The sequence below is a fragment of the Actinoplanes sp. NPDC049598 genome (genome assembly GCF_040675435.1).
Classification (GTDB): Bacteria; Actinomycetota; Actinomycetes; order Mycobacteriales; family Micromonosporaceae; genus Actinoplanes.
The window spans coordinates 29,517-55,094 of the sequence record NZ_JBFAOX010000013.1; the positions used below are offsets into that span (position 1 = coordinate 29,517).

At 71.8% G+C, this 25,578-nt stretch carries 25 protein-coding genes; 6 read left to right on the forward strand and 19 right to left on the reverse strand.

The window, feature by feature from the left end:
• Positions 1-108: 108 nt before the first annotated feature.
• From AB0J66_RS27825 to AB0J66_RS27855, 7 genes are all read right to left on the reverse strand, one after another.
• On the reverse strand, positions 109-1,356 hold the full coding sequence (locus AB0J66_RS27825; RefSeq protein ID WP_364666455.1) for an ABC transporter permease: 1,248 nt from the start codon (positions 1,354-1,356) through the stop codon (positions 109-111).
• Positions 1,353-2,024, reverse strand: coding sequence for an ABC transporter ATP-binding protein (locus AB0J66_RS27830; RefSeq protein WP_364666457.1), 672 nt, complete (start codon positions 2,022-2,024; stop codon positions 1,353-1,355). Before AB0J66_RS27830 ends, AB0J66_RS27825 begins: the two co-directional genes overlap by 4 nt.
• Positions 2,021-3,190 carry a peptidoglycan-binding protein gene (locus AB0J66_RS27835; RefSeq protein ID WP_364666460.1) on the reverse strand — a complete coding sequence of 390 codons (1,170 nt, stop codon included), beginning with the start codon at positions 3,188-3,190 and terminating at the stop codon, positions 2,021-2,023. The genes AB0J66_RS27830 and AB0J66_RS27835 overlap by 4 nt, the downstream gene beginning before the upstream one ends.
• Complete coding sequence (locus tag AB0J66_RS27840; RefSeq protein WP_364666463.1) at positions 3,180-4,079, reverse strand: hypothetical protein; 900 nt, start codon at positions 4,077-4,079, stop codon at positions 3,180-3,182. Before AB0J66_RS27840 ends, AB0J66_RS27835 begins: the two co-directional genes overlap by 11 nt.
• 67 nt (positions 4,080-4,146) lie before the next feature.
• Positions 4,147-4,551 carry a hypothetical protein gene (locus tag AB0J66_RS27845; protein WP_364666466.1) on the reverse strand — a complete coding sequence of 135 codons (405 nt, stop codon included), beginning with the start codon at positions 4,549-4,551 and terminating at the stop codon, positions 4,147-4,149.
• 93 nt (positions 4,552-4,644) lie between these two features.
• Positions 4,645-5,457 (reverse strand): BTAD domain-containing putative transcriptional regulator, encoded by an 813-nt coding sequence (locus AB0J66_RS27850; RefSeq protein ID WP_364666469.1) that lies wholly within the window; start codon positions 5,455-5,457, stop codon positions 4,645-4,647.
• A complete protein-coding gene (locus AB0J66_RS27855) occupies positions 5,454-6,635 on the reverse strand; it encodes a hypothetical protein (protein ID WP_364666471.1) in 1,182 nt (393 codons plus the stop codon). The genes AB0J66_RS27850 and AB0J66_RS27855 overlap by 4 nt, the downstream gene beginning before the upstream one ends.
• Positions 6,636-6,652: 17 nt before the next feature.
• Between AB0J66_RS27855 and AB0J66_RS27860 the strand changes: the two genes are divergently transcribed.
• The gene (locus AB0J66_RS27860; RefSeq protein ID WP_364666474.1) at positions 6,653-7,228 is read left to right on the forward strand and encodes a hypothetical protein; all 576 of its coding nucleotides are present in this window, start codon (positions 6,653-6,655) and stop codon (positions 7,226-7,228) included.
• Here the strand turns inward: AB0J66_RS27860 and AB0J66_RS27865 are convergent.
• From AB0J66_RS27865 to AB0J66_RS27905, 9 genes are all read right to left on the reverse strand, one after another.
• On the reverse strand, positions 7,199-8,596 hold the full coding sequence (locus AB0J66_RS27865) for a hypothetical protein (RefSeq protein WP_364666477.1): 1,398 nt from the start codon (positions 8,594-8,596) through the stop codon (positions 7,199-7,201). The genes AB0J66_RS27860 and AB0J66_RS27865 overlap by 30 nt on opposite strands.
• Positions 8,597-8,662: 66 nt before the next feature.
• Positions 8,663-8,935 (reverse strand): TM2 domain-containing protein, encoded by a 273-nt coding sequence (locus AB0J66_RS27870; RefSeq protein WP_364666479.1) that lies wholly within the window; start codon positions 8,933-8,935, stop codon positions 8,663-8,665.
• The gene (locus tag AB0J66_RS27875) at positions 8,926-9,639 is read right to left on the reverse strand and encodes an MOSC N-terminal beta barrel domain-containing protein (protein ID WP_364666482.1); all 714 of its coding nucleotides are present in this window, start codon (positions 9,637-9,639) and stop codon (positions 8,926-8,928) included. The genes AB0J66_RS27870 and AB0J66_RS27875 overlap by 10 nt, the downstream gene beginning before the upstream one ends.
• A 54-nt stretch (positions 9,640-9,693) precedes the next feature.
• A complete protein-coding gene (gene lipB / locus AB0J66_RS27880) occupies positions 9,694-10,311 on the reverse strand; it encodes a lipoyl(octanoyl) transferase LipB (protein ID WP_364666485.1) in 618 nt (205 codons plus the stop codon).
• Entirely contained in the window at positions 10,289-10,987 is a 699-nt protein-coding gene (locus tag AB0J66_RS27885) for an endonuclease V (RefSeq protein WP_364666488.1), read from the reverse strand. Before AB0J66_RS27885 ends, lipB begins: the two co-directional genes overlap by 23 nt.
• A 48-nt stretch (positions 10,988-11,035) precedes the next feature.
• Entirely contained in the window at positions 11,036-13,015 is a 1,980-nt protein-coding gene (locus tag AB0J66_RS27890) for a beta-galactosidase (protein ID WP_364666491.1), read from the reverse strand.
• Positions 13,012-14,361 (reverse strand): extracellular solute-binding protein, encoded by a 1,350-nt coding sequence (locus AB0J66_RS27895; RefSeq protein WP_364666497.1) that lies wholly within the window; start codon positions 14,359-14,361, stop codon positions 13,012-13,014. Before AB0J66_RS27895 ends, AB0J66_RS27890 begins: the two co-directional genes overlap by 4 nt.
• 11 nt (positions 14,362-14,372) lie before the next feature.
• The gene (locus AB0J66_RS27900; protein WP_364667071.1) at positions 14,373-15,176 is read right to left on the reverse strand and encodes a carbohydrate ABC transporter permease; all 804 of its coding nucleotides are present in this window, start codon (positions 15,174-15,176) and stop codon (positions 14,373-14,375) included.
• A 113-nt stretch (positions 15,177-15,289) separates the two neighbouring features.
• Entirely contained in the window at positions 15,290-16,180 is an 891-nt protein-coding gene (locus AB0J66_RS27905) for a sugar ABC transporter permease (RefSeq protein WP_364666500.1), read from the reverse strand.
• Positions 16,181-16,341: 161 nt separating this feature from the next.
• On the opposite strand from AB0J66_RS27905, the gene AB0J66_RS27910 reads away from it, so the two are divergent.
• On the forward strand, positions 16,342-17,334 hold the full coding sequence (locus AB0J66_RS27910; RefSeq protein ID WP_364666503.1) for a LacI family DNA-binding transcriptional regulator: 993 nt from the start codon (positions 16,342-16,344) through the stop codon (positions 17,332-17,334).
• A 336-nt stretch (positions 17,335-17,670) separates the two neighbouring features.
• Here AB0J66_RS27910 and AB0J66_RS27915 read toward each other — a convergent pair whose 3' ends face one another.
• Positions 17,671-19,227 (reverse strand): MFS transporter, encoded by a 1,557-nt coding sequence (locus AB0J66_RS27915; RefSeq protein ID WP_364666505.1) that lies wholly within the window; start codon positions 19,225-19,227, stop codon positions 17,671-17,673.
• Between the two features lie 47 nt (positions 19,228-19,274).
• Here AB0J66_RS27915 and AB0J66_RS27920 point away from each other — a divergent pair, with 47 nt between their 5' ends.
• A complete protein-coding gene (locus AB0J66_RS27920; RefSeq protein ID WP_364666507.1) occupies positions 19,275-19,709 on the forward strand; it encodes a helix-turn-helix transcriptional regulator in 435 nt (144 codons plus the stop codon).
• Between the two features lie 11 nt (positions 19,710-19,720).
• Here AB0J66_RS27920 and AB0J66_RS27925 read toward each other — a convergent pair whose 3' ends face one another.
• Together AB0J66_RS27925 and AB0J66_RS27930 are read right to left on the reverse strand one after the other, a co-directional pair.
• Positions 19,721-21,148, reverse strand: a complete 1,428-nt coding sequence (locus tag AB0J66_RS27925) for an NAD(P)/FAD-dependent oxidoreductase (protein ID WP_364666509.1) — start codon at positions 21,146-21,148, stop codon at positions 19,721-19,723.
• 45 nt (positions 21,149-21,193) lie between these two features.
• The gene (locus tag AB0J66_RS27930; RefSeq protein WP_364666512.1) at positions 21,194-21,958 is read right to left on the reverse strand and encodes an alpha/beta fold hydrolase; all 765 of its coding nucleotides are present in this window, start codon (positions 21,956-21,958) and stop codon (positions 21,194-21,196) included.
• 47 nt (positions 21,959-22,005) lie between these two features.
• Here AB0J66_RS27930 and AB0J66_RS27935 point away from each other — a divergent pair, with 47 nt between their 5' ends.
• From AB0J66_RS27935 to AB0J66_RS27945, 3 genes are read left to right on the forward strand one after another with little or no spacing between them, the layout of a single operon-like run.
• Positions 22,006-23,655 (forward strand): GMC family oxidoreductase, encoded by a 1,650-nt coding sequence (locus tag AB0J66_RS27935; protein WP_364666514.1) that lies wholly within the window; start codon positions 22,006-22,008, stop codon positions 23,653-23,655.
• A gap of 14 nt (positions 23,656-23,669) precedes the next feature.
• Positions 23,670-25,046, forward strand: coding sequence for a serine/threonine-protein kinase (locus AB0J66_RS27940; RefSeq protein WP_364666517.1), 1,377 nt, complete (start codon positions 23,670-23,672; stop codon positions 25,044-25,046).
• A 39-nt stretch (positions 25,047-25,085) separates the two neighbouring features.
• A complete protein-coding gene (locus AB0J66_RS27945) occupies positions 25,086-25,559 on the forward strand; it encodes a GNAT family N-acetyltransferase (RefSeq protein ID WP_364666519.1) in 474 nt (157 codons plus the stop codon).
• Positions 25,560-25,578 lie beyond the last annotated feature (19 nt).

The following is a 25,578-nucleotide window of genomic DNA, read 5'->3' on the forward strand; positions in this document are numbered from 1 at the left end:
TCAGCTCGGCCCGGCCGGTCAGCTCGGCCCGGCCGGTCAGCTCGGCCCGGCCGGTCAGCTCGGCCCGGCCGGTCAGCTCGGCCCGGCCGGTCAGCTCGGCCCGGCCGGTCAGCGGCGTAGGGCGTCGGCCGGCTCTACGCGGCCGGCGCGCCATGCCGGGTAGAGGCCGGCGAGCAGGCCGGTGAGCGCGCCGACGAGGGGGGCCGGCAGCACCGTGGCCGGTTGCAGGATCGGGGTCCAGTCCCGCGCGACCGCCACGGCCACCACGGCGGCCACGCCCAGGCTGGTGCCGATCAGGCCGCCGATGAGGCCCAGGGTGCCTGACTCGGCCAGGAACTGCACGGCGATGTGCCGGCGGCGGGCGCCGAGCGCGCGGCGCAGGCCGATTTCGCCGACCCGTTCGAGCACGGCCACCAGCGTGGTGTTGGCGATGCCGACGGCCCCGATCACCAGGCAGACCGCGGCGAGCGCGAGGAACAGCGTGCCGAGGTCGGTGTTCACGCCCTCGCGGAGCTCCCGCGGGTCGGGCGGGGTGATCACCCGGAAGCGGGCCGGGTCCTCCGGGCGCAGCGCCGCCGGGGCCTCGCCGCCGACCTGCCGTGCGGCACCGATCTCGGTGTCCACAATCGCCTGGGCCCCGGTTCCGGCGCCGGCCGGGGGGTCTCCCCAGACGGCGCGGGCCGTCCCCGCCGGCACCACCACGCTGAGCAGGGTGTCGGCCCGCCGGTCGACGTCGTCGACGATGCCGATGACGGCGAACGGGGCGCCGCCGATGAACACCGCCGGCTGGTCCTCGACCCAGGTGATCCCCAGCCGCCCGGCCGCGCCGGCGCCGAGCACGACCACGCGCTGGCCGGTGCTGTCGTGCCACGCGTCGAAGAGCCGGCCCGCGGCCGGGCGGGCGTGGATCGCCCGCAGATAGCCGGGCGAGGCGGCCAGAACCTTCAGCTCCTCCCCCGGCTCGCCGGCGGCCGGGCCGCGGGCGGTGAGCCGGCCCGCGTTCTCCACCGGCCAGAACACCCCGGCGCTGCGCACGCCGTTCAGCCGGGTGAGCCGCTGCTCGGCGTCGGCCGGGAACGCCGGCACCGCGGTGCCGGCGCCCGCCTCAATGGCCGCGCCCGAGTCGGCGCCGGTGTCGCGGACGAGGACCTCGGTGGCCACCAGGGCGGTGAACCGGCCGCTGATCTGGCCCTCGACCGTGCTGGTGAGGCCGAGCACGGTGACGAAGGCGGCCACGCCGAGCAAAGTGCCGAGGACGGTCAGCGCGGCCCGCCCGGGCCGGGCGACCATGCCCGCCACGGCCTCGTCGACCACGTCGCGCAGGCCCAGCCGGGTCGGCGCCACCACCCGGCTCACCGCAGCACCCCGTCCTTCATGACCGCCGTACGGTCGGCCCGCCCCGCCACCTGCAGGTCGTGCGTCACCATGAGCACGGTCAGGCCGTCGCCGTTCAGCTCCTCGATCAGCTCCAGCACGGCCGCCGCGTTGGCGCTGTCGAGATTGCCGGTCGGCTCGTCGCACAGCAGCATCGACGGGCGGTTGACCAGCGCCCGGGCGATCGCCACGCGCTGCGCCTCGCCGCCGGAGAGATGCCCGGCCCGGGCCTGCGCCCGGTGGGTGAGCCCGACCCGGTCGAGCGTCTCGAGGGCCCGGCCGGCCCGCTCGCGCCGGCTGACCGCGGTGTAGATCAGGGCCATCGTGACGTTCTCCAGCACCGACCGGTGCCGGACGAGATGAAACGCCTGGAAGACGAAGCCGATGCGGCGGCCGCGCAGCGCCGTCCGGTCCCGCTCGGCCAGGGTGGCGGTGTCGATGCCGTCGAGGCGGTACACGCCGCCGTCGGGACGGTCGAGCAACCCCACCACGTTGAGGAAGGTCGACTTGCCGGAGCCGGACGGGCCGGTCACGGCCACGTACTCGCCCCGGCCGACCACCAGATCGGCCGAGCGCAACGCCAGCACCGGCGGTGGGCCGGGATAGGAGCGGGTCACCCCGGCGAACTCGACGACCGGCTCGGCCGTCATCCGGTCCCGCCCGCCGTGCGCTCCCCCACGACGACCCGGTCGCCTTCAGCCAGGCCGTCGCCGCTGACCTCCACGAAGCCGCCGGCCGAGGCGCCGGTGCGTACGGTGGCCGGGTCTCGTTGGTCGCCGTCGAGGACGCGCAGCACCTGGGTCGAGCCGTCGGCGGCCGAGAAGATGGCCGACACCGGCACGACCAGGACCTGGCCGCCGGTGGTGGCCGCCTTGACCGTCAGGCGTACGTCCTGGCCGGTGAGCTCGGCCGGCAGGGCCTTTCCGGCGCTGACCGTGAACGGGTGCCCCTCGCCCTGTTTCAGGTCACCGATCGCGGCGACCTTGCCGGTGGCCTTGCGGTTGCTCGTTTCGTCGAGGATCTCCACCGGCATGCCCTTGTCCACCAGCTCCCGGTCGGCCGGCGGCAGGGTTCCCCGTACCACCAGGTTGCCGACCGAGAGGGTGACCACCGCGCCGCCGACCTCGGCCCCGAGGCCGAGCTTGACCCGGGCCACCCGGGCCGGCAGCGAAGCGACGAAGTAGATCTCGCTCATCGGCAGGTAGACCTCGGTGCGGGGTGGCGCGGGCGAGGCCGGCGGTACGGATGCGGCCGGTTCCGGCACGGCCGGCTTCACCTGCTCCGCCGGTGCGTCGTAGTCGCGGGCCACGTACATCCGGCGTACCGCCCGGGCCGTGGAAGGGCCGAAGACGCCGTCCTCGTCGGTGATCCGGTAGCCGAGCTCGCGCAGCGCCGCCTGCAGCTGCTCGGCGTCCGGGCCGCGCATGCCGACGTGCAGGTCCCGGTAGGGCGGCACGTGACCGGTCAGCGCGATCAGCGGGCGCCCCGAGATCTCGGCCAGGATCCCGCCCGGCTCGATCTCGTCGCCGGCCTCGGCCGTGCGGCGGGAGATGACCGCGCGGCCCTCGCCGGGCACCGGCTTGACGTCGAGCGCCCGGTCCAGCTCGACCGTGCCCCGCAGCACCACCGCCTGCTGCAGGACCCGGCGCTCGACCGTCGCCGTGATCAGGCTCGGCGGCGGGGGCGCGGCCTCGGCCGCCACCTGCTGCGGCGACTTGACCAGGGTGGAGGCGCCGAGCCCGCCCAGGGCCATCACCACCGCGCCGATGACCAGGCCGAGCAGGAACCGGCGCCGGCCGGCCGGGTCAGCGGCCATTCAGCACCGTCGCCGCGTTGGCCAGGGCGTCCTGCGCCTGCTTGCGGACGGCCTCCAGCCGCTCCAGATTGCCCTCGACGATCTGCTGCTGATAGGCGATCAGGATCGAGGTCATCGTGCCCAGATAGTTGATCTTCTTTTTGCAGCGCACGTCGGCCACCGCGGTGTTCTTCTCGGCCGGCGTGGCCGGGCTGGTCTCGTCCTTCCACCAGCGCTGGTCGGCCGCCGCCGCCTCGGGCTTGTCGTAGCGGTAGCCGGACTCGGCCATGCAGGCGCTCCACTTCGCCAGCACCTCGAGGGCTCGGCGGTCGGCGAAGGTCCGCATCGCCGCGTCGTTGTCGAGCTCCTGCAGCCACGCGTCGTCGTCGATCTTCCAGCCGACCTTGCGGTAGCCCTCGCCCGCACAGCCGCCCTCGGGGATGCCGTCGCGGGCCGGCTTGCCGTCGCGGGCCCCGAACATGATGGCGCCCTGGGCGTCGGTCAGCTTGGGGTTGTCCGACTTGTCGCGGGTGGAGTAGGTGGCCGGGTCCATGTGGTAGCCGAAGCGGGCCGCCTGCTTCTCGTCGACCAGGCCGAGCCGGTTCGACCGGTCCCGCGAGGCGGTCAGCTTCAGGCGGCTGCCCGCGTTCCAGCCGACGCCGAAGCGCTTCATGCAGTCGCTGGTCATCAGCTTCGACGCGTAGTCGAGCTCGATGTACTCGTCCACTGTGGTGGTGTAGCGGTCCAGCGGCAGGCTCGCGTTGTTCAGGTTCGACACGGTCGGCGAGGCGGTGACGGCCGGCGGAGCCTTGGCCGGGCCCGGTGGCCGGGTTTCCGCCTTGCTCCCCGCGCAGCCGGCCGCCGCCATCACCCCGGCCAGCGCCAGCGCCGTGACGTAGACACGTTTCATCCGGTCCGCCTCATCTGTCGGTGGCAGGGACGCGGCCCGCCGCGCCCCTGCCGTTCAGGTGGTTCTCTCAGCAATCCCAGTAGAGCGACGAGGCCGCGTTGGCCCAGGCGGCGCTGCTGTACTGACCGCCGCGGGCCGCCAGCCGCATCTTCCAGCCGCTGGCGGAGGCCCCGCCGGCGTTCTGGCCGAAGACGGCGACGCAGGAGGTTCCGAGGTTCTCGAAGCCCTCACCCGAGTCGTTCAGCCGCGGGCCGCCGTTCGGGTAGTAGTTGTTCGAGAAGTTGGTGTCGGTGCCCTCGTAGTCCCAGAGCGGTCCCTCGTGGAAGTCCCAGTCCCAGACGCAGGCCTCGGAGCTCTCACAGTTCTCGTTGAAGTTGGTGTTGGCCGACGCCGGGGCCGACGTCGCGAAGAGCATGGCTCCGGAGCCCAACGCGACCGCCGCGACCGCCCGCGACCATCTGCTTCTCAGCAACTTGTCTCCTTTCCCGTGCGGAACCCGGCCGGCTCCGCGCATTGAGCCTCGGGTGGGCGCGTAGGTCCGAACGTCAACTCGGCATAAGTCACGTCAAGCGATGCTGCGGTCGCTCGGAGTGATCAATCCGAGCAGCCGTCCGGGCGGGACGACGCCGGTCAGTAGCTCCCGCTGCAGCGTGTCCAGTCCGGTCGCGTACAGGCCGGTCTCCTCCACCAGGTGGCGCCGGGCCCGCCAGAACGTGATGGAGGTGGCCTCGACGAGGCGGCCGCTGAGCGCCTCGGCCACCATCAGTTGCAGCCAGAACCGCTCCCGTTCCGGCTGCAGCTCGGTCAGCCGCCGGGCCGCCGGCAGGACGTGCTCGGCCCGCCCGGAGAGCAGGCCGCCCAGCACCGCGGTCTCCTCGGCCTGCCAGCGCAACTCCTCGAGATAGGCCGCCTCGGCCCGCAGCGGCCGCACGTCAGCCACGTCCGGCATGGCCTCCGGGCCGCGCCACATCTCGAGCGCCGCCCGGGCCGACCGGGTGGCGCCGGCCGCGTCGCGCGGCAGCCGGCGGCGGGCCTCGCCCAGTAGCTCCCGGAACCGGTCGGCGTCCACGGCGCAGCCGCCCGGCGGCATCCGGTAACCGGCCGGGCCGGTCGTCAGGATCCGCCCGGCCCCGTCCCGCAGGGCCCCGCGCAGGACCCGGATGTGCGAGCGGACCATCTGCGGGGCGTGGGATCGGGTGTGCTCGCCCCAGACCGACCGCACCAGCTGGCCGGTCGACACCGGCCGCCCGGCCGCCGTGATCAGCAGGGCCAGCACCTTACGGCACTGCAGCTGCAGCTCGACCTTTTCGTTGTCGGGCCGAAGGACCTCGACCAGGCCCAGAATGCGTACTTCCGGGCGCGATTCATCGCCGCTCATATGACACTCCAGATGGTCACGCGAGCCCCCGTGGCCGCGACACTACAGAGTGGACACTTGCTTGAGGCGGTGATGCTACAACGACGCGGATGAATCCGCTGGCCCGTCAGAGCGGGGCGGTCGCGGAAAGGACGGTCAGGGCGGGCTCGGAATCGCCCGCGATCCGCCAGATAGCCCACGCGGCGCCGGGCTTCTCGGCGTGCCGGAGCAGCTCCGGGACGGCCTCGGCGGCGGCCGGGCCGATGCCACCCAGCGCCCTGGCCGCCATCGGGGCGACCTCGCCGTGGGTGAGCAGCCCGATCAGCCGGGGCACGGCGGGGCCGACTGCTCACCCCAGGCCCCCAGCAGCCGGCAGATGCCGTGCAGCGGACCCGGGTCGTCCAGCTGGGTGACGACGGCCGGAGGCGGACCTCGGCGTCCTCATCGGACAGACCCCCGACGAGGTACGACGTCAGGTCCGGACCGACCGATCGCCAGCGGGCCAGCAGAGCCGCCGCCTGATCCAGGCCGGCCACCCGCTCGTCGCGGCTCCCGTTGTCGGCCAACGCCAGAGTGAAGGCGGCCGCCGCCGGATCGTCGCGCCTCAGCTGACCGACGGCGTGGATGACCGGCCGGGCCCCGTGGCCACCGCCGTACCAGGCCGACTGACTCCAATCGGCCGCCGCCGGGTCGCGCAGCGCGGCCACCGCCTGCGTCAGCCGGGCGGGCGCGACGCTCGACCCGAGGGCGAGCAGGGCGGCCAGGGCCCGCTGCGGATCGGCCGGATCGTCCAGCACCTCCCGCACGTACGCCTCGTGGCCGCCCACCTCCCCGAACGCCAGCACGAGATCCCGCCGGGCCACGCGGTCGTCCTCGACCGCCTCCCGCTCCCACAGCGCTGCTGCCACCGCGCCCGCCGGCAGCCCGCGGGCGCTGACCAGATGGAGCGCCTCCCGCCGCACCTGCGGGTCGTGGTCGGCCAGCAGCGCCAGCATCCGCGGAACGGCCGCCTCGAACGCCGCTGGCCACGCCTCGTCGATGAACCGGTCCTCCACCGTGCCGGCTTCGTGCACCAGACGCGCGATCAGCTCCACCACCGCGGCCCGGTGATGCACCGCCCGCCCCTCGGCCAGATCGAGCAGGAACGGCAGAGCCGCCGGCGCCGCCGAGCAGATCCAGCCGCCCTGGTGGTAGAGCACGGCTGCGAAGATAACGCATGCCTGATCGCCCGGCCGACGTCGTCGACCTGCTCACCCGGGCCGCCCGCGCCGTACCCCACCACGCCGTCACCCCCAACGGTTTGATGGTTGTCGACGCCCTCGACTACCTCGGCATCAACGAGTGGGAGATCGCCCTCGAGATCCTCGCCCACCTGCAGCGCGGCTGGCACCCCACCCCGCACTGGTGGGACCTGCTGATCGAGGCGGCCGACCTGATGTGGCTCGCCGACCAGGCCGCGTGGTGCCGGTGGGCGCGATGGGAGAGCCGGCACGGCACCATCCGCGCCACCCTCACCGTCATCGGCCACCGCGCGCCCCTGCCGGCCCGGGGCATTCTCCGCCCCCTGTGGGACATCGGCCGCCCCGACCAGCGCATCGCCCGCCTCTGGATCGAAAACCTGGCGACGCTCGCCACCGGCGAGACCGCCACCGTACGGCTGGCCCCGTTGAACCCGCCCGACTGGCACCACGTCCGCCCCGGCCAGCCCATCACCATGTTCGAGGGCCGCCCCGCGGTAGCCGTCGGAACGGTCATCGAGGTCTTATCCAACCACCAGCACGTCACCGAGTGAGATCGACTTCCCTACCACGCCGAGCACGGGATGCGGCCCGGCAAAGGCCCCTGCGTTCAGCACGAAACGCCCCACCGCATCGGCTTCCATGGCCCGTAGAGCGCCATTCTCGCTGTCGACAAAGTTGACGACAGCGGAACCTCGGCGGCCGCCATTCACTGAGTAGCGGGCCAGCGTCAACCGAGCCCGCCTCGGCAGACAGCCGGCCGGACCCAGTTCGGCAACACTCCGCTCGGCCGCACTCCGGCTGGCCGCACTCCGGCTGGCCGCACTCCGGTTGGCCGCACTCTGCCCGGCCGCACTTCGGTCCATCACCCTGCGGCCGGCTGCACTCGCCTCGGCCGGCCAGTGGAGCCAGTGATCCGGCGGGAGGTGCCGGGCGGTGCGGTGCCGGAGGATTGGGCACTCGGCGAACCAGCTCTCGGCCAACTCGCGGAACGCCCGGTCCCTGACGCGCCTGGGTTGAGCGGCGACGAGACAGAGGCCTGTGCCGGCGCCGGCGAGGGCGGTCTGGAGCTCGGCGACCGGCAGACGGCCCACATTGGCCGCGGACCGGAGGCCGCGGATCTCCAGCATCGCCTCGCGCAGGATGAGGCCGGCCTCCCATCCGGCGCTGAAACGCTGCGGCCGTAGGGCTTTCGGCTCCTCATGCTGCAAGACCCGCTGGGGAGTGACCGCGTCGGCCGCCCGACCCGCCTGGGAAAGATGCCACGCGTCGTCCTCGACCCGGACCGTTCCGGACGCGGCCCTCAAACGGCCGCGGTCACCGACACCAATCTCCACCCCGGAATCGCTGACAGCGACGGAGAGGCCGGTGAGCGAACGGTTGTCGAGCTCAACCACCCACACATCCGCCAATGTCAGCGTAAGCACGGCCTCGGCATGCCCCGACGGCACGGCGAACCGGCGCGCGGCAATGAACGAGATCTGCGCCTGCAGCGAGGACCCCGCGCGTTCCACCCGGACGGCGACGACCTCGGCCCCGGTCAGGTCGTAGTCCTCGACGACCGGCAAGCTCAGCGGCACCGCGCCCGACTGCACGTGTCCTCGGTAGTCACGGAAATGCAGCACGGCCTTCGGCGGAGGCCCGAGAACTCCCACCAGCGATGAACCAGCCTGCTCGCTCATCCAGGCCCGGCGGCCCGGCCCGGCCGCAGCCATCCACCGCAGCGCAGCCGCCGCCCGCCGCTCCCGGACGAAGGCGGGCCGGGACAGCATCACTCCGATCAAAGGCAGCGCGTTGTTGTCCCAGATGCCGGCCTGACGGACGATCTCCTGCCGGTCGAACAAGGCAGCATCGGCGGCGCTTTCCGCGATCCGGGCAATCGACCGGTCCAGGAGCAGGGCGAGGGCTGCCGCCGCGCTCACCTCATCCCTCCGCGGCTCCGGCTCATCGCCGCCGCCGGCCACTCCAGCGGCCTGGGCTGGGTCGCCTCAAGGTTCCACCAGGCCGTGGCGGGCCAGGATGGTGGCCCGGCGGGAGCGGTTGATCGTTTGCACCCGGTGGGCGATGAAGAAGACGTCGATGAGGGTCCATAAGCCCAGGCCGCCCAGCGTGAAGAGCATGGCTATGGAGCGGGCGGTGTCACCGAGGTAGAAGCGGTGGCCGCCGAAGAGGCCGGTGAGGCACCACAGGGCGTAGGCGACTCGCGGATCCTTCTTGACGGCGTCGTATTCGAACTCGGCGCGGGCCAGGGTCAGATCCATGCGCAGGTGTCGCCGAGGGCGACCGGGCCGGGGGTGACGACCGAGGCGACGACGCCCAGGGTCAGGTTGTGGTGGGTTGCCAGGGTTTTGAGGAGGTCATTGCGGGCGGGGGCGGATTCCTGGGCCATGTCGATCATTACGCAGCGGGTGAGGGGGCGGATCACCCGCAGCACGGTCGTGGGGCCCACCCGCAGGTCGCGGCCGGGCCAGTCGTCCTGCAGGGAGTCGGCGTCGATCAGCAGGTTCGCGCGAAACCGCAAGGCCTCGGCCGGACCGCCGGACCCGGGCGGGGTGGCCTCGGTTGAGGTGGCGGTCCAGGACGAGAGGGTGCGCAGCGCGGCGGTGGTGAGGAGGCTGACCGGGCCCTCGTCGTGATGCTTGATGTCGGTCTCGGGGGTGAGGGTCACGTCACGGCCGAGGAGGGTGCTGAGCGCCTGGTGGCCGGCGGGGTCGTCGGCGGGGAAGCGGCGGCCGTCCGGCAGTTCGACGAGCGGGGCGGGCGTGGCTGCGTACGCCCGGAAGCGGAACAGGCCCTCCATGCGCCGGAACCGGCGGGTGTTCTTGCCGCTGCCGAACTTGCCGTCGGGGTCGCGGACCGCCCACAGCCGGTCGCCGTCGAGGCCTCGCGGGCCGATGCCGGCGGCGGGCAGGACCTCGCCGAGCATCGATTTGACGGGATAGCGGCGGATCTCGGCGACCTTCACGAGCTGCCACGATAGGCGAGCGCGGCAAGCCGCTCACGCAGGCAGGCGCCAGGATCAGGCGACCGCCCCAAGGTGTTTGGCGATTGCGTCGCGGACGACCGGCTCGGGTGGGGCTGTGCCGGCCAGGCGGCGTAGGGAGGTCATTTCGACGTCGTCGAGGCGGCAGGCGGTGAAGCGGTCGAAGACCGTCAGGTCGGGGTCGATGTTGAGGGCGAAGCCGTGGCTGGTGATGCCGCCGCGGATGCGCATGCCGATCGAGGCGAGCTTGGCGTGGGCCGGGGTCCAGACGCCGACCAGGCTGGTCGAGCCCTTCGGGGTGTCGCGGCGGATCGTCTCGAAGCCGAGCGAGGCCAGCGCCTCGATGAGTGACGTCTCCAGCCAGCGGACCACGTCGGCCGGGCCGCCACCGCGCAGGTTCATCACGAGGTAGCCGACCAGCTGCCCGGGCCCGTGATAGGTCGCGTGCCCGCCGCGGTCGACCGGCACCACCGGGAAGCCGGGGTCGACCGGCAGATCCGAGACCGGCGTGTGCCGGCCGTACGTGATCACCGGCGGGTGGGTCAGCAGGAACAACCGATCCGGCGCCCGTTCCTCGCGCCGCTCCTCCACCCACCCGGCCATGAGCCGGAGGCCCTCGTCGTACGGCACCTCACCGAGATCCACCCGCTTCATGGCCGCCATGCTGCCACTCGCCCGCGCCGATCGGCATGTGTTCTGCGAGACGCTTCCGCGACAGGATGTCGGCCTGGCGGGTCGGCTCCGGGATGCGGTAGCGGCCGCTCAGCCGGAGCGCGAGCGCGACACAGTCGTCCAGGTGGATCCGGTGCCCGGCCGAGACGAAGACCGGCTTCACCGAGTCGCGGGTGCGGACCGCCCGGCCCACCACCTCGCCGTCGTCCACCATGTCCGACGACGAGCCGCGCGCTTCGGGCACGGAGGAATAGGCACCGACGTACGGCGTCTTGGCCACGCCGAAAGCGGGGATGTCGAGCAGAACGCCAAGATGACAGGCCAAGCCGAACCGCCGTGGATGGGCAAGCCCGTACCCGTCGCAGATGACCAGCGAGGGCGCGGCGGACAGGCGGCCGATGGCCTCCTGCAGCAAGGGCAATTCACGAAAGGCCAACAGCCCGGGCACGTACGGAAAAGAGACCGGCCCGGCCGCCGTGGCGGCCTCCACCACCGCCAGCGTCGCCACGTCGATGACCACGGCCGCCGCGACGCCGAACGAGTCCGCGTACGTCACGTCGAGCCCGACCACCGTGGCCGGAACGGCCAGGCCCGGCGGCGGGAAGACCAGCCGCGGGCGCAGGGCCTCCTGGATCGCGACGGCCTCGGCGGGAAGCATGCGCCAAAAGATACCGGGCCCCCCGCACGGGAGCCCGGTATCTCGTTGTCAGCCCCGCAGGACCGCGACTCCCCGGGCGGCGAGCGTCGCCTCCGGGCCGCCGAGCGAGCTGATGTCCAGCTGCTCGTCGGTGCGGTTGACGACGAAGCGGATCCCGTCGCGCACGGCCAGCTCCACCCGCCCGCGCAGCTCCGACGGCAGCTCGCTGACCACACCGGCGCGACCGGCGAGATCCTTGAGCAGCGGCGCCAGGCCGTTCGGGCCGAGCTTGGTCGAGATGTACGAGGCCGAGCCGGCGCCCACCGCGCGACGGGTGACCGCCGGGCGGCCGGCGTAGTCACCGGTCTTGTACGTGGCCAGCACCTCGGTCGCCGGGTCGGTCAGGTCGATCCGGTCGCTCCAGACGGTGCCCTCGAGCCCGTCCGACAGCGCGACCGTGTCACCCGCCAGCAGCGGCGCGAACTCCTCGATCCGCAGGCCGAGCAGGTCACGCAGCGGTCCCGGGTAGCCGCCGAGCCAGACGTGGTCGTTCTCGTCGACGATGCCGGAGAAGTACGTGGTCACGAGGTGGCCACCCGATTCGACGTACGAGGTCAGACTCTCCGCCCGAGCGGCGGGCACCACGTGCAGGATCGGCGCCACGACCAGGTCGTAGCCGTCCAGGGAAGCCGAGGCCGGCAGCACGTCGACCCGTACCCCCAGGTCGAGGAAGGTCGTGTACCAGTCGAGCGCCTCCTGCCGGTAGCGCAGCAGCTCGGTCGGGTGCGAGTCCTGCTCGACGGCCCACCAGGACTCCCAGTCGAACAGGATCGCGGCCCGGGCCGGGGTCCGTGAGGTGCCCTGCACGTACGACAGCTCGCGCAGCCGCTCACCCAGGGCCACGACGTCGCGGAACAGCGTGCTGTCCGTGCCGGCGTGCGGGACCATCCCGGAGTGGTACTTCTCGGCCCCGGCCTTGGACTGCCGCCACTGGAAGTAGCAGACCGCGTCGGCGCCGTGGGCCACGTGGGTCAGCGCGTCGCGGGACAGCTCCCCCGGCCGCTTGGCCAGGTTGACCGGCTGCCAGTTGACCGCGCTGGTCGAGTGCTCCATCAGGAACCACGGCCGGCCGCCGGCCAGGTTGCCGGTCAGGTTGGCCGAGAACGACAGCTCGTCCAGGCTCTGCGGGCCGGGCAGGCGGTAGTGGTCGTTCGCGACGAAGTCGACCTCGGCCGCCCAGTCGGCGTAGTTCATGCCCTTGGTCTCGCCCATCACCATGAAGTTGGTGGTGACCGGGACGTCCGGGGTGAGCTCGCGCAGGATCGCCTTCTCGGCCCGCAGGTAGTCCTTGAGGACGTCGCTGGAGAACCGCTTGAAGTCGAACTGCTGGGTCGGGTTCGGGTAGGAGGCGGCGAGCCGCGGCGGCAGGATCTCGTCCCACTCGCCGTAGCGCTGCGCCCAGAAGGCCGTCCCCCACGCCTCGTTCAGCGCCTCGACCGTTCCGTACCGGGTGCGCAGCCAGTCCCGGAAGGCCCGGGCCGCGTCGTCGGAGTAGTCGTAGATGTTGTGGCAGCCCAGCTCGTTCGAGACGTGCCAGGCGACCAGGGCGGGGTGGTCGGCGTACCGCTCGGCCATGGCCTTGACCAGGCGGAGCGCGTACTTCCGGAAGACCGGCGAGGTCGGCCGCCAGTGCTGGCGGCCGCCCTGCCAGAGGATCTGCCCCTCGTGGTTGACGGGCAGGATCTCCGGGTGCGCGGTGGTCAGCCACGGTGGCGGGGATGCCGTCGCCGTGGCCAGGTCCACGGAGATGCCGTTGGCGTGGAGCAGGTCCATGACCTCGTCGAGCCAGGCGAAGTCGTACCGGCCGTCGGCCGGCTCGATCCGGGCCCACGAGAAGATGGCGAGGGAGACGATGGTGACGCCGGCTTCGCGCATGGCGCGCACGTCGTCGTCCCACACCTCCCTCGGCCACTGCTCCGGGTTGTAGTCCGCGCCGAACTCGAGACGAGAGTCGACGCGGAGCCACCGGTGCTGGTTGAGCTCACTCACTTGACGGTGAAGCCCTGCTCGGAGCCGTACTTGGCGGACTGGTCCTGCCACGCCTTGAGGCCGTCGGCCAGCGTGGTGCCGGAGACGTAGGCCTTGCCGGCGGTGTCGTTGAAGATGCTGTTCGAGTACACCTGGAACGGCAGGTAGGTCCAGCCGGTGACGACGTTCTGCGACGACTTGGCGAAGATGGCGTTGGCCTTCTGGCCGCCGAAGTACTTGAACTCGGTGTCGAGCCACTTCTGGTCGGTGAGCTGCTTGGTGGTGGCCGGGAAGGCGCCACCGTCGACGCGCAGCTGGACACCGTCACCGTCGTTCGCGTACTTCACGAACCCGTACGCCAGGGCCTGGTTGTTGTTGAGGCCCTTGTTCATCAGCGAGAGGGCGGAGCCGCCGTTCTCGGCCGAGGCGTTGGCGCCGGCGGTCCACTGCGGCATGTCCGCGGCGCGCCACTTGCCGGAGGCGGCGGGGGCGCTGGAGACGAAGTTGGCCGGCATCCAGGCGCCGGTGGCGATGGTGGCGATGGTGTCGTTCTGCATGCCCTGGAACCACTGGTCGGACCAGCTGGAGATCGGGGCCAGCAGCTTCTCGCTGATCAGCGTCTGCCAGACCTGCTCGAACTTCTTCGAGCCCTCGTCGGAGAAGTTGATCGTGACGTTGGTGCCGTCGACGGTGTAGGGCTTGCCGCCGGCCTGCCAGATCATCGAGGTGGTGAAGCCCGCGTCACCGGTGTCGTTGGTGATGTAGGCCTTCGGGTCGGCCTTGTGCAGCTTACGAGCGGCGTCGAGGTACTCGTCCCAGGTGGTCGGGACCTTGAGGCCGTACTTGTCGAAGACCGTCTTGTTGTAGTAGAGCGCCATGGGGCCGGAGTCCATCGGCAGGCCGTACGCCTTGCCGCCGGCGTGCACCGAGTTGAACGGGCCGGTCGCGAAGTCGGCCTTGAGGTTCTCGGCGCCGAAGCCGGACAGGTCGGTCAGCGACTTGCCGAGCGCGAACTGCGGCAGCGCGTAGTACTCGATCTGCGCCACGTCCGGGATGCCCTTGCCGGCGGCGACGGCGTTCTGCAGGGCGGTGTACTGGTCGTTGCCGGTGCCGGCGTTGACCAGGTCGACCTTGACGTTCGGGTACTTCTTCTGGAACTCGGAGACGACGTTCTTCAGGGTGGGCTCCCAGGCCCACACCGTCAGGTTGCCGCCCTTCTCCAGCGCCGCGGTGACGTCGGCGTCGGAGACGGTGGCCGACGAGCCCGACGAGCCGGACGAGTCGTCGTCGCCCCCGCCGCACGCGGCGAGGCCCAGGGAGAGCAGGGCCGCGGTGGTCGCCGCCCCGATCTTGAACAGTTTCGACATTCGAGGACCTTTCACTCTTTTACGCTGCCGGCGGCGAGGCCGGATTGCCAGTAGCGCTGAAGCAGGAGGAATGCCGCGAGCAGCGGCACGATGGTCAGGAGCGAGCCGGTGATGACGAGGTTGTAGACGGCCTCGCCACCGGCGGTGGTGGACTGGGCGTTCCAGGCGTTGAGGCCGACGGTCAGCGGGTACCAGTCCGGGTCCTTCAGCATGATCAGCGGCAGGAAGTAGTTGTTCCAGGTCGCGACGATGCTGAACAGGGCCACGGTGACGATGCCGGGAGCGAGCAGCGGGACGCAGATCTTGAAGAACGTGCGGAACTCGCCCGCGCCGTCCATCCGGGCCGCCTCGAGCATCTCGTCCGGGATCGCCTGCTGGGCGAAGGTCCACATGAGGTACAGGCCGAACGGGGTGATCAGGGACGGGATGATCACGGCCCACGGGGTGTTGGTCAGGCCCATCTTGCTGAACATGAGGAACGTGGGCACGGCCAGGGCCGTGCCGGGCACGGCGACCGCGCCGAGCACGATCGCGAAGACCGCGCGCTTGCCGACGAACTTGAACTTGGCCAGGCCGTACCCCGCGAGGGCGGCCAGCAGGGTCGCGCCACCGGCGCCCACGACGACGTACAGCAGGGTGTTGCCGAACCACCGCAGGAAGATGCCGTCGTTGTAGGTGAAGGTGTCGCGGATGTTGTCCCAGAGCGCGAAGTGGCCGCCGTCGAACCACAGACCGAACGAGGTGAACAGGCCGCCCTGGGTCTTGGTCGAGTTGATCAGCAGCCAGCCCAGCGGGACCAGGCTGTAGAGGGCCATCAGGGCGGTCAGGACAGTCAAGGTCACACTGCCCGTACGCCGCTTCTTGCGGGCCGACTGCGTGACCGTCAGCTGCTTCTTGCCGGACGAGCGCGTTTCCACCGAGGTCGTCATCAGCTCTCCCGGTTTCCGCGCAGCTGCACGACGTACGCGATGACCATGGTGATGATGCCCATGATGATCGCGACCGTGGCGGCGTAGTTGTACTGCTGACCCGAGAAGGACAGCTGATAGGCGTACAGGTTCGGGGTGAAGTAGGTGGTGATCGCGTTCGGCGCCAGCGGCTGCAGGATGACCGGCTCGGTGAACAGCTGGAAGCTGCCGATGATCGAGAAGATCGTCGCGATGGAGAGCGCGCCCCGGATGGCCGGCAGCTTGATCGCCGTGATGATCCGGAACTGCCCGGCGCCGTCGAGCGCGGCCGACTCGTACAGCGAGCCCGGGATGACCCGCAGCGCCGAGTAGAAGATCAGCATGTTGTAGCCGATGAACTCCCACGTCACGATGTTGCCGATGGACGCGAGCGCGAGATGGGGAGACAGCGGGTTCGGCAACGAGATGTCGAACGCGTCGTTGATGTTGCCGACGAGGCCGAACTGATCGCCGTAGATGAAGCCCCACATCAGCGTCGCGACCACCGCCGGCACCGCGTACGGCAGGAAGATCGAGACCCGGAAGAACGCCTTGCCGTACAGCCGGCCGCTGTCGATGGCCAGCGCCACCAGCAGGGCCAGGATCAGCATGATGGGCACCTGGATGACCAGGAAGATCGCGACCCGGCCGAAGGACTCCCAGAACTGGCTGTCCTGGAACAGCCGGGTGTAGTTGTCCAGGCCCACGAACGAGTTGCCGCCGATAAGCTGATTGCGGTACAGGCTCAGGTAGATCGAGTAAACGATCGGCGCCAGGAAGACCAGCGCGAAGATCAGCATGAACGGGCCGACGAACTGCCAGCCTCGCCAGGAGCGGCGCCGGCGACCCACCGCCGGCTGGAGGACCGCCATGGTCACCCTCTCAGTAGTGTCACGATGTTTACGTAAACATCATGCACCGATGTCGTTCGATGTTTCTTCTTGTTTTCCAATGTTCGATGTTTACGTAAACATCGTGAGTGCGATAGTGTCACCGCGTGCGTTCGTCGTCAAGCAGTGTTCGGCGAGTTTCCATGGCGGATGTCGCCCGGCTCGCCGGAGTCTCCTCCCAGACGGTGTCGCGCGTGTCGAACGGGCACCCCGGTGTCATCGAGACCACGCGGCAACAAGTCCTCGATGCCATGAAGGAGCTGGGCTACCGGCCCAACAGCGCGGCCCGCGCGCTCAAACGCGGCTCGTTCCGCACCATCGGCGTCATCCTGTTCACCCTGGCCACCACCGGTAACAGCCGGACGGTGGAAGCCATAGCCAACCACGCGGCGGAGCAGGGGTACGCGATAACGCTGATCCCGGTGGCCAGCCCGACCCAGGACGGCGTGCTCGGCGCCTTCACCCGCCTCGGCGAGCTCGCCGTCGACGGCGTCATCGTGATCATGGAGGTCCACCTGCTCGACGCGGTCGACCTCGAACTGCCCCCCGGCGCCCAGGTGGTGGTGGTCGACTCCGACGCCGGCGACCGCTACCCGGTCGTCGACACCGACCAGGCCGACGGCGCCCGCCAGGCGGTCAGCCACCTCCTGGCGCTGGGCCACGAGACGGTACGCCACGTCAGCGGCCCGGCCGACTCCTTCTCCGCCAGCCGCCGGGCTCAGGCCTGGCGCGACGTGCTGGTCTCGGCCGGCCGCCCGGTGCCGCCGATGCTGCAGGGCGACTGGTCGGCCGAGTCCGGCTACCGGGCCGGCCTGGAGATCGCCCGCGACCCGTCCTGCACGGCCGTCTTCACCGCCAACGACCAGATGGCCCTGGGCGTCCTGCGCGCCCTGCACGAGCAGGGCCGCCGCGTCCCCGAGGACGTCAGCGTGGTCGGCTTCGACGACATCCCCGACGCCGTCTCCTACCTGCCCCCACTGACCACCATCCACCAGGACTTCGCCGAAATGGGCCGCCGCTGCGTCGACCGCCTCCTGCACCAGATCCGCGGCCAGGCCTCACCCCCGGGCCGCACCCTGGTCCCCACCCGCCTGGTCGCCCGGGACAGCACCGCCCCGCCCCCGCCCCGCCGCTGACCCCGGCCCGCCTCCCCGCGGGCCATCCATCCACGAGCAGCCCGAGCCCGCCCCGCCAGACGGCTCGCCCCTCCCCCGGCTCGCTCGGCCAGGCCAGCGCGACACCGAATCCTCGCCGCGCCCCGAGGCCCCAGGACTCCGCCGACCCGCCTGGCCCAACCACCCCGCCCGGTCTGGCTCCTCGGTCCGCCTGCCCCGCTCGGCCCAACCACCCCGCCCGCTCTGGCTCCTCGGTCCGCCTGCCCCGCTCGGCCCAACCACCCCGCCCGCTCTGGCTCCTCGGTCCGCCTGCTCCGCTCTACCCGCACCTCGCTCGGCTGGTTGTCCAGGAGAGCGTCAGCCCGACGCCGCGACGCTGACGGCAGGATCTGTTCGGCCTGTCGGCAGCAGGACAGCCGCTACGAGTGCGGCCAGCATCACCATGCCGCTGAGAATCGTTAGTGTCACTAACAGCCCGGTGACGACAACGAAGACCAACGCCGCGAGCGCTCCGGCTACGGCGGCGACGGCGTCGCTGGTCATGAAGACCGCCGCCACCCGGCCCAGCGCCGCGGGCGGGGCGAAGCTCTGCACGTGATGGCCGGTGGCAACGTTGGCCACGGCGCCGGGCACGCCGGCCACGGTCACGGCGGCCACCGCGACCGGCAGGCTCCCCGCCGTGAACATCACCAGGAAGCAGAGGGCGACCAGCGCGTACGAAACCCCGAGCTGGCGCCGGGCCGGCCAGCGGAGCAACACCGCCCGGCTGACCAGCGCCCCCGCCAGGTAGCCGACCCCGAGCCCGGTGATCAGGTAACCGACCGCCGCGCCGGAGCTGTGCAACCGCTGGACCACGAACGGCACGAGTAACGCGGTCAGCCCCGCGTTCGCCGTCCAGTAGAGCCAACTGCCCACCAGCAGCCCAACCAGCACCCGGCTCCGCGACACGAGCCGCCACCCCCGCACGAGCTCCCCCGACGCCCGCCCAACTGACCGGCCCTCGCACGCCCGCCCCGGCAGTGCGCGCGCAACGAACCGCCACAAACGCATCCGCACCCGCGACGCCCAAACAGTGGTGTCGGCTGCCGGCCGACGGTTGATGGGGTCGGCCACCGACCGACGGGTAGTGGAGTCAGCCACCAGCCGACGGGCGGCCGGGTCGGCCACCGACCGACGGGCAGCCGGGTCAGCTGCCGGGCGACGCGCGGCGGGGTCGGCTGCCGACGAACGCGCGGCGGAGTCGACCACCGACGAACGCGCGGCGGAGTCGACCACCGACGAACGCGCGGCGGCGTCGGCCACCGACGGACGCGCGGCGGGGTCGGCTGCCGACGAACGCGCGGCGGGGTCGGCTGCGGGCGGGAGGGTCAGGCGGGCGAGGAGGGTGGCGGCGGCGAGGTAGCTGAGCGCGTCGGCTATGACGACAGCGGGGAACCAGCCGGCTGCGGTCAGGGCGGCGCCGGCCAAGGGGGCGCCGATACGCAAGGCGCTGTGGGACAGGGCCAGCAGGGCGTTCGCGGTGGCGCGGTCGCTGGTGGTGGCGGTCAAGGCGGGGATGGTGGCCTGCAGGGCCGGGCGGAGGAAGCACACGGCGATGCTCTCCACCAGCAGGGCGAGGTAGATGGTGGTGGGGCCGATGAGCAGGAGGCACACCCCGAGCGCGGCGACGAGGTTGCCCGTCGCGAGGACGGCGCGGGGTGGCCAGCGGTCGGCGGCGGTCCCGGCCCATGGGCCCAGCACTACCGCAGGCAACGCCTCCACAGCTAGGGCGAGAGCGGTCGAGACCGCCGATCCCGTCACTGCGTAGATGTGGGTGGGGACGGCCATGACCAGCAGCCAAGTGCCGCAGGCGTCGATGGTGGCGGCGATCCACAGCCGGCGGAACGTCCAGTTACGAATCAGCAAGCCCCACATACCCGGCACGCTATCCTCATGGAAGAGCGCGTGGCAATATGTGTTCTGTGGAGATAGCGGAGCTGGGTTCGGAGCTGCGGCGACGGCGGGCGGCGGCGGGGCGGACGATCGCGTCGGTGGCGGCTGACGCCGGATTGTCGGTTCCCTACATCGCCAATCTGGAGAACGGGCGGGGCAATCCGACGCTGTCCGCGGTGAGCAGTCTGGCCGCCGCGCTCGGCGCGCAGCTCACCGTGAGTTTGACCGAGGGCGGCGCGGGGCCGGCCGAGCCGCTGCCCGACTCCCTGGTGCGCTTCTCGCGCGAGCCCCGATTCCGGGCCGAGGTCACGCACCTGGCCGCGGCGAACCACGCCCCGGCCGCCGACGTCGGTGCCCGCCTTCTCACCGCGATGGCGGCCATGGCCTCACTGGCGCCGCGCCCGCCGACCGACCTCGACTGGCACCGCCTGCTCGACACGGTCGTCCTATTGACGCGCGCGTAAGCCGCCGAAACTCACTCATAGTCGGCCGGATCGAGGCGGGCGGTCCGGCGGCGGTACTCGGAGGCGAGGCCGGGCCAGTTGGTGACGATGCGGCCGGAGGCGTTGCGGTACCAGCTCTGACAGGCGGTCCACACCGAGCCGGACAGGCGGCTCTGGATCTCGGCGTCGTAGGCGGCCGCCACGTCACGGCGTACCGCCAAGGGTCTGGCCGTCGACGTCAGGTGGCGGACGGCCTGGACCAGGTAGCGGGCCTGGCACTCGTGGAAGTAGAGGACCGAGGTGTTGCCGGTGTTGGTGTTGGGGCCGTACATGAGGAAGAGGTTGGGGAACCCGGGGACCGTCATGCCGAGGTGGGCGTAGGCGCCGTCGCGCCACTCGTCGTCGAGGCTTCCGGTGAGGCCGATGATGCGCAGCGGGGTGACCAGGTCGGAGGCGGCGAAGCCGGTCGCGTAGACCAGCAGGTCGCACGGGTGGTGGGCACCGTCGGCGGTGCGGACGCCGTCGGCGGTGACTTCGACGATCTTCTCGGTGACCAGGCTGACGTCGGGGCGGGACAGGGCGGGCAGCCAGGCGTTGGTGAACAGGACGCGCTTGCAGCCCATCGGCTCGTCGGGGGTGGCGGCGGCGCGCAGCGACGGGTCGCGGATCTGCCAGCGGCGCTGCAGGCCGGACGCCGCGCGGAGCAGGAAACCGGACGCGCGCCGGCCGAGCAGGGCCCGGCCGGTCACGATGGTCATGGCCCAGACGCCGGCGCGGGGCAGGCGCATCAGCGGCGGCCACTTGCCGTACGCGAAGCGCCGAACCGCGCCGTAGCGGCGATCAGGCCGCGGCAGCGTCCACGGAGCCGTGCGCTGGAAGACGGTCACGTGAGCGGCTCGGCCGGCGATGGCGGGCACGAGTTGGATCGCGCTCGCCCCGGTCCCGATCACCGCGACCCGGCGGCCGCCCAGAGGCAGATCGGCGCGCCAGCGCGCGGTGTGCACAGCCGGCCCGGCAAAGCGGGAAGCGCCGGGCAGGAGCGGCACCACCGGCTTCGTCAGCTGGCCGACCGCCGGCACGAGCACGTCCGCCTCGATCTGCTCGCCGCCCGCGACATCGATCACCCAGCGCCCATCGGTCCAGCGAGCTTCCAGCACGTCGACGTTCAGCCGAACCCGACCGGAAATGCCCAGCTCGTCCGCCACGCGGCGCAAGTAGGACAAGATCTCGCTGTGCGGCGGGAAACGCCGGCTCCACGATGGATTGGGCGCGAAGGAGTACGAATACAACGGCGCCGGCACATCACAGGCACACCCCGGATAGGTGTTGTCCCGCCACACCCCGCCGATCTCGGAGGCCCGCTCGAGCAGCACCACATCGGAGTATCCGGCGCGCAGCAGCGCCGCGGCGGCGGCGATGCCCCCGAAGCCGGCCCCGATGACGACCACGCGCGGATTCATGGCCGTGAAGTTAGCAGCTTATTGGCACAGTGCCAATAGCCCGATTCAGCTCGTCTCGAGCACCAGCCGCGCGCAGGTGCCCGGGTCGTCCGCGAACGGCAGATGACCGCACCCGGGTAGCCGCACGTGCCGCGCCCGCGGCAGCAGAACCCGCGCCCGGGCCGCCTGCCGACAGGGCAGCACGAGATCCCGCGTACCCCAGGCGATCGTCACCGGCAGCCCGTCGGCCATGCCCTTCTCGTAGCGCCACTCCCCCAGCCGCCGGCGCGCCGCGTCGAATCCGGAAGCCGTGATCAGCGCTCGCGCATCGGCCACACAGTCCGAAGGATCGAGCCGCCCCGGCTTGCCGTAGAAGATGCCGCAGAGCACCGTTCGCCCCGGCCTGGTCCGCATGAGCCAGGGCATCGCCGGCCCCAGCGCCGCTCCCCCGTCCCGCGCGATGCTGACCACACCCCGGCACCACCGCGCCCCGGCCGCGCCGAAGAACCCGGCCGGCGAGAACGCGACCACCGACCGGGCCACCCCGCGCCGGCCCAGCTCGAGCGCGACCGCCCCGCCGAGCGAACTGCCGGCCACGGCCGGCCGGGTGACGCCGAGCCCGGCGAGGAACCCGGTGACCCGGTCGGCCAGATGCGGCACGTCGCCCGGCCCGCCGTCCCCTTTGGAGGCGCCGAAGCCGGGCAGGTCGAGCGCGATCACATCGTGATGCAGCCCGACCGTGCCCAGGATCGGTTGCCAGACCTGCCAGCGGCTGCCGATGCCGTGGATGAGCACGAGGGGACTTCCGCGGCCCTGCCGGTGATGATTCACGGCTCCTCCTTGTTGACAGCTTGCCAACAACGGTGCCACCGTACGCCATGGCGTACGACTATGACGTCCTCGTCGTCGGATCCGGCTTCGGCGGCAGCGTCAGCGCGTTGCGGCTGACCGAGAAGGGCTACCGGGTGGCGGTGCTCGAGGCGGGCCGCCGGTTCACCGACGATCAACTGCCACAGACCTCCTGGCGGCTGCGCCGCTATGTGTACGCCCCGGCAGCGCGCTGCTTCGGCATTCTGCGCCTGACCCTGCTCGACAACGTCCTGATCATGTCCGGCGCGGGGGTCGGCGGCGGCTCCCTGGGGTACGCCAACACGCTGTACGAGCCGCCGGACGCGTTCTTCGCCGATCCCCGCTGGGCGTCGATCACCGACTGGAAGGCCGAGCTGCAGAACCCGTACGACCAGGCCAAGCGCATGCTCGGCGTGACCCTGAACCCGATGGAGACGACGTCCGACCGGGCCCTGCGCGCGGTGGCCGACGATCTCGGCGTCGGGCACACGTATCGCCGTACCCCCGTGGGTGTCTTCTTCGGGAACCCGGACGCGCCCGTCGCCGACCCGTTCTTCGGCGGCGCCGGGCCGGCCCGCGCGGCCTGCACCTATTGCGGCGCCTGCATGACCGGCTGCCGCGTCGGCGCCAAGAACACCCTGGTCAAGAACTACCTCTACCTGGCCGAGGCGCTGGGTGCGGCCGTCTTTCCACTGACGACAGTCACGGATGTACGCCCCCTCGCGGCCGGCGGCTACGAGATCAACACCCACCGTACGGGCGGGGTGCGCCGCCGCCGCTTCACCGCCTCCCAGGTCATCTTCGCGGCCGGCGCCCTCGGTACGCAGCGTCTGCTGCACCGCCTGCGCGACCGCGGCTCGCTGCCGCACCTCTCCCCCCGGCTGGGCGAGCTGAGCCGCACCAACTCCGAGTCGATCCTGGGCGCGCGCACCCGCCGGCGCGACGCCGACTACAGCCGCGGGGTGGCCATCACGTCCTCCATCCACCCGGACGCCTCGACCCACGTCGAGCCGGTCCGCTACGGCCGCGGCAGCAACCTCCTCGCGCTGCTCGCGACCACGCTGGTCGACGACGCCGGCGGCCGCTCGCGTCTGCTAGCGGGCCTGCGCCAGCTCGTCCGCCAGCGGCGCGACCTGCGGCTGCTGACCTCGCCCCGGCGCTGGTCGACCGAGACCGTCGTGCTGCTGGCCATGCAGGCCCTCGACAACTCCATCACCGTCTACCGCCGGCGCGGCCGGCTGCGCACCAGACAGGGCATCGGCTCCCCCAATCCGGAATGGGTGCCGTCGGCCCACCAGGTCGCCCGCGCGGTGGCGGCCGAGATCGACGGTGTGCCGCTGGGCGCCTTGACCGAGCTCGTCGGCCGCCCGGTGACCGGCCACTTCCTCGGCGGCTGCGCGATCGGCACGGCACCGGGGACGGGCGTCATCGATCCGTACCATCGCCTCTTCGGCCACCCGGGCCTGCACGTCATCGACGGCTCGGCCGTGGCGGCCAACCTGGGTGTCAACCCGTCGCTGACCATCACCGCGATGGCCGAGCGGGCCCTGTCACTGTGGCCGAACAAAGGCGACAGTGACCCGCGGCCGGCGCTCGGGTCGGCGTACGCCCGGATCGCGCCGATGCCGCCGAGCAGGCCGGCCGTGCCGCCGGAGGCGCCGGGCGCGCTGCGCCTCTGAGTACGCTCGGCGCCATGCCACAGTTCACCGGCCGCGACGGCGGCCAGTGGGAGTACGACGACCTGTACCACTCCGACGAGGGCGGGATGGGCACCGTCTTCCCGGGGAAGTCCCTGGTCGACGGGCGGGCGGCCGCGGTCAAGCAGGTGCGGCTGCGCTGGGCCACCACGCGGGCCGAGCGGATCCGCGAACGCGAGATCGAGGTCGGTGACCGGCTCACCGAGGCCACCCGGTCCGGTGACACCACGGAACACCTCGTGCTGCCGCTCGACATCGCCTTCTTCGGCAGTGACCTGCTGATCGTGATGCCGCGGGCCGACGGATCCCTCGCCGACGTGCTGGAGGAGGGCGCGCTCACCCTCGAGGACGGGCTGGCGGTGGTGCGGCAGGTGGCCGAGGGGCTGGTCGAGCTGGCCGCCCTCTCGATCGTCCACCGCGACCTCAAGCCGGCCAACGTGCTGCGCTTCGGCGACACCTGGAAGATCAGCGATTTCGGCCTGTCCCGCATCCTGACCGAGGCCACCGGCACGCACACGACAGCCGGCGGCGGCAGCCCACCGTACATGGCACCGGAAGTGTGGACCGGCCGCCGCGGGACGGCCAAGTCGGACCTGTACGCGCTCGGCATCCTCGCGTACGAGGTCTTCACCGGAGCCCGGCCCTTCACGGGCCCCTGGGAAGACGACTTCGAGCGTCAGCACCTGACGTCGGCCCCACCAAGCACTCCGGAGTTGCCCCCGCGGCTCGCGCGGCTCCTCGCACGGCTGGTGGAGAAGGCGCCGGCCGACCGGCCGCACGACGCTCGGCAGGTCGTCGAAGCCGTCGTGAATCTGCAGCGCAAGCTCACGCCGCAGCAGGATGCGCTGGTCGAGGCAGCCCTGCACAACGAGGAACGCCGCCGCGAGGAGCGGATGGCCGCCGACAACACCGCGGCGGACCTGGAGCGGGTGAAGCAGGAGCGCCGCCAGGCGGTGGCGGACCTGACGGCGATCCTCGAGGACGCCTTCGACGACGTCGCGGAGGCGCTTCCGGACGCCCGGCTGGACGCGCGGGCGGGCGAAGTGACCCTCGGCGGCCTCCGGGTCCGGTTCGAGACGTACGAGCCGATCGTGCTCTCCGGCGCCGGAGGCTCAGCCGTCCTGAACGCCATGGCCTTCACCGCCGCGGCCGGCGAGGAGCCCCGGCCCGGCCCCACGGGCAACCGCTCCGCACATGCGATGCTGATCTGCCGGCGCACTCCGGACGGGCGACTCCGCTGGACCGCGCAGATCCTGGCCCTCCGCCCGGACGGCGCGGCGGCGCTGTCGTTGCCCGGCCCGGAGCGCAGCCTGGACGCCGACGCCGTGATCGACATCCTGCGCGCGGCCCTCGATGCCGAGGCGGACGCCTGACGGCGAATTCTTGTCGGACCCCGCTGCTAGCTTTCCGCCATGGCTGAGATAGCGCTGCGACCGGTCGAGGACTCCGATCTGGATGCGTTGTTCGAGCAGATGCGTGATCCCGAGGCGGTGCGGATGGCCGCGTTCACGGCCCGCGATCCCGATGACCGCGCCGCCTTCGACGCCCACATGGCGACGATCCGGGCCAGACCCGACGTCACGAACCGCATCGTCACCGTGGACGGGCAGTTCGCGGGGAGCGTCGCGAGCTTCGTGATGGACGGGAGGACCGAGGTCACCTACTGGATCGAGCGGTCGTTCTGGGGGCGGGGCGTCGCCGGGCGGGCGCTGGGCCTGCTGCTCGAGGAGGTGCCGGCGCGGCCGCTGTTCGCCAGCGCCGCCAGCGACAACGTGGCCTCGCTGCGCGTGCTGCAGCGGGCGGGGTTCGTCGTCACCGGCACCGACACGGGCTACGCCAACGGGCGGGGGGCGGAGATCGAGGAGACGCTGCTGCGCCTCGACTGACCCACGACCGGCGGTACGG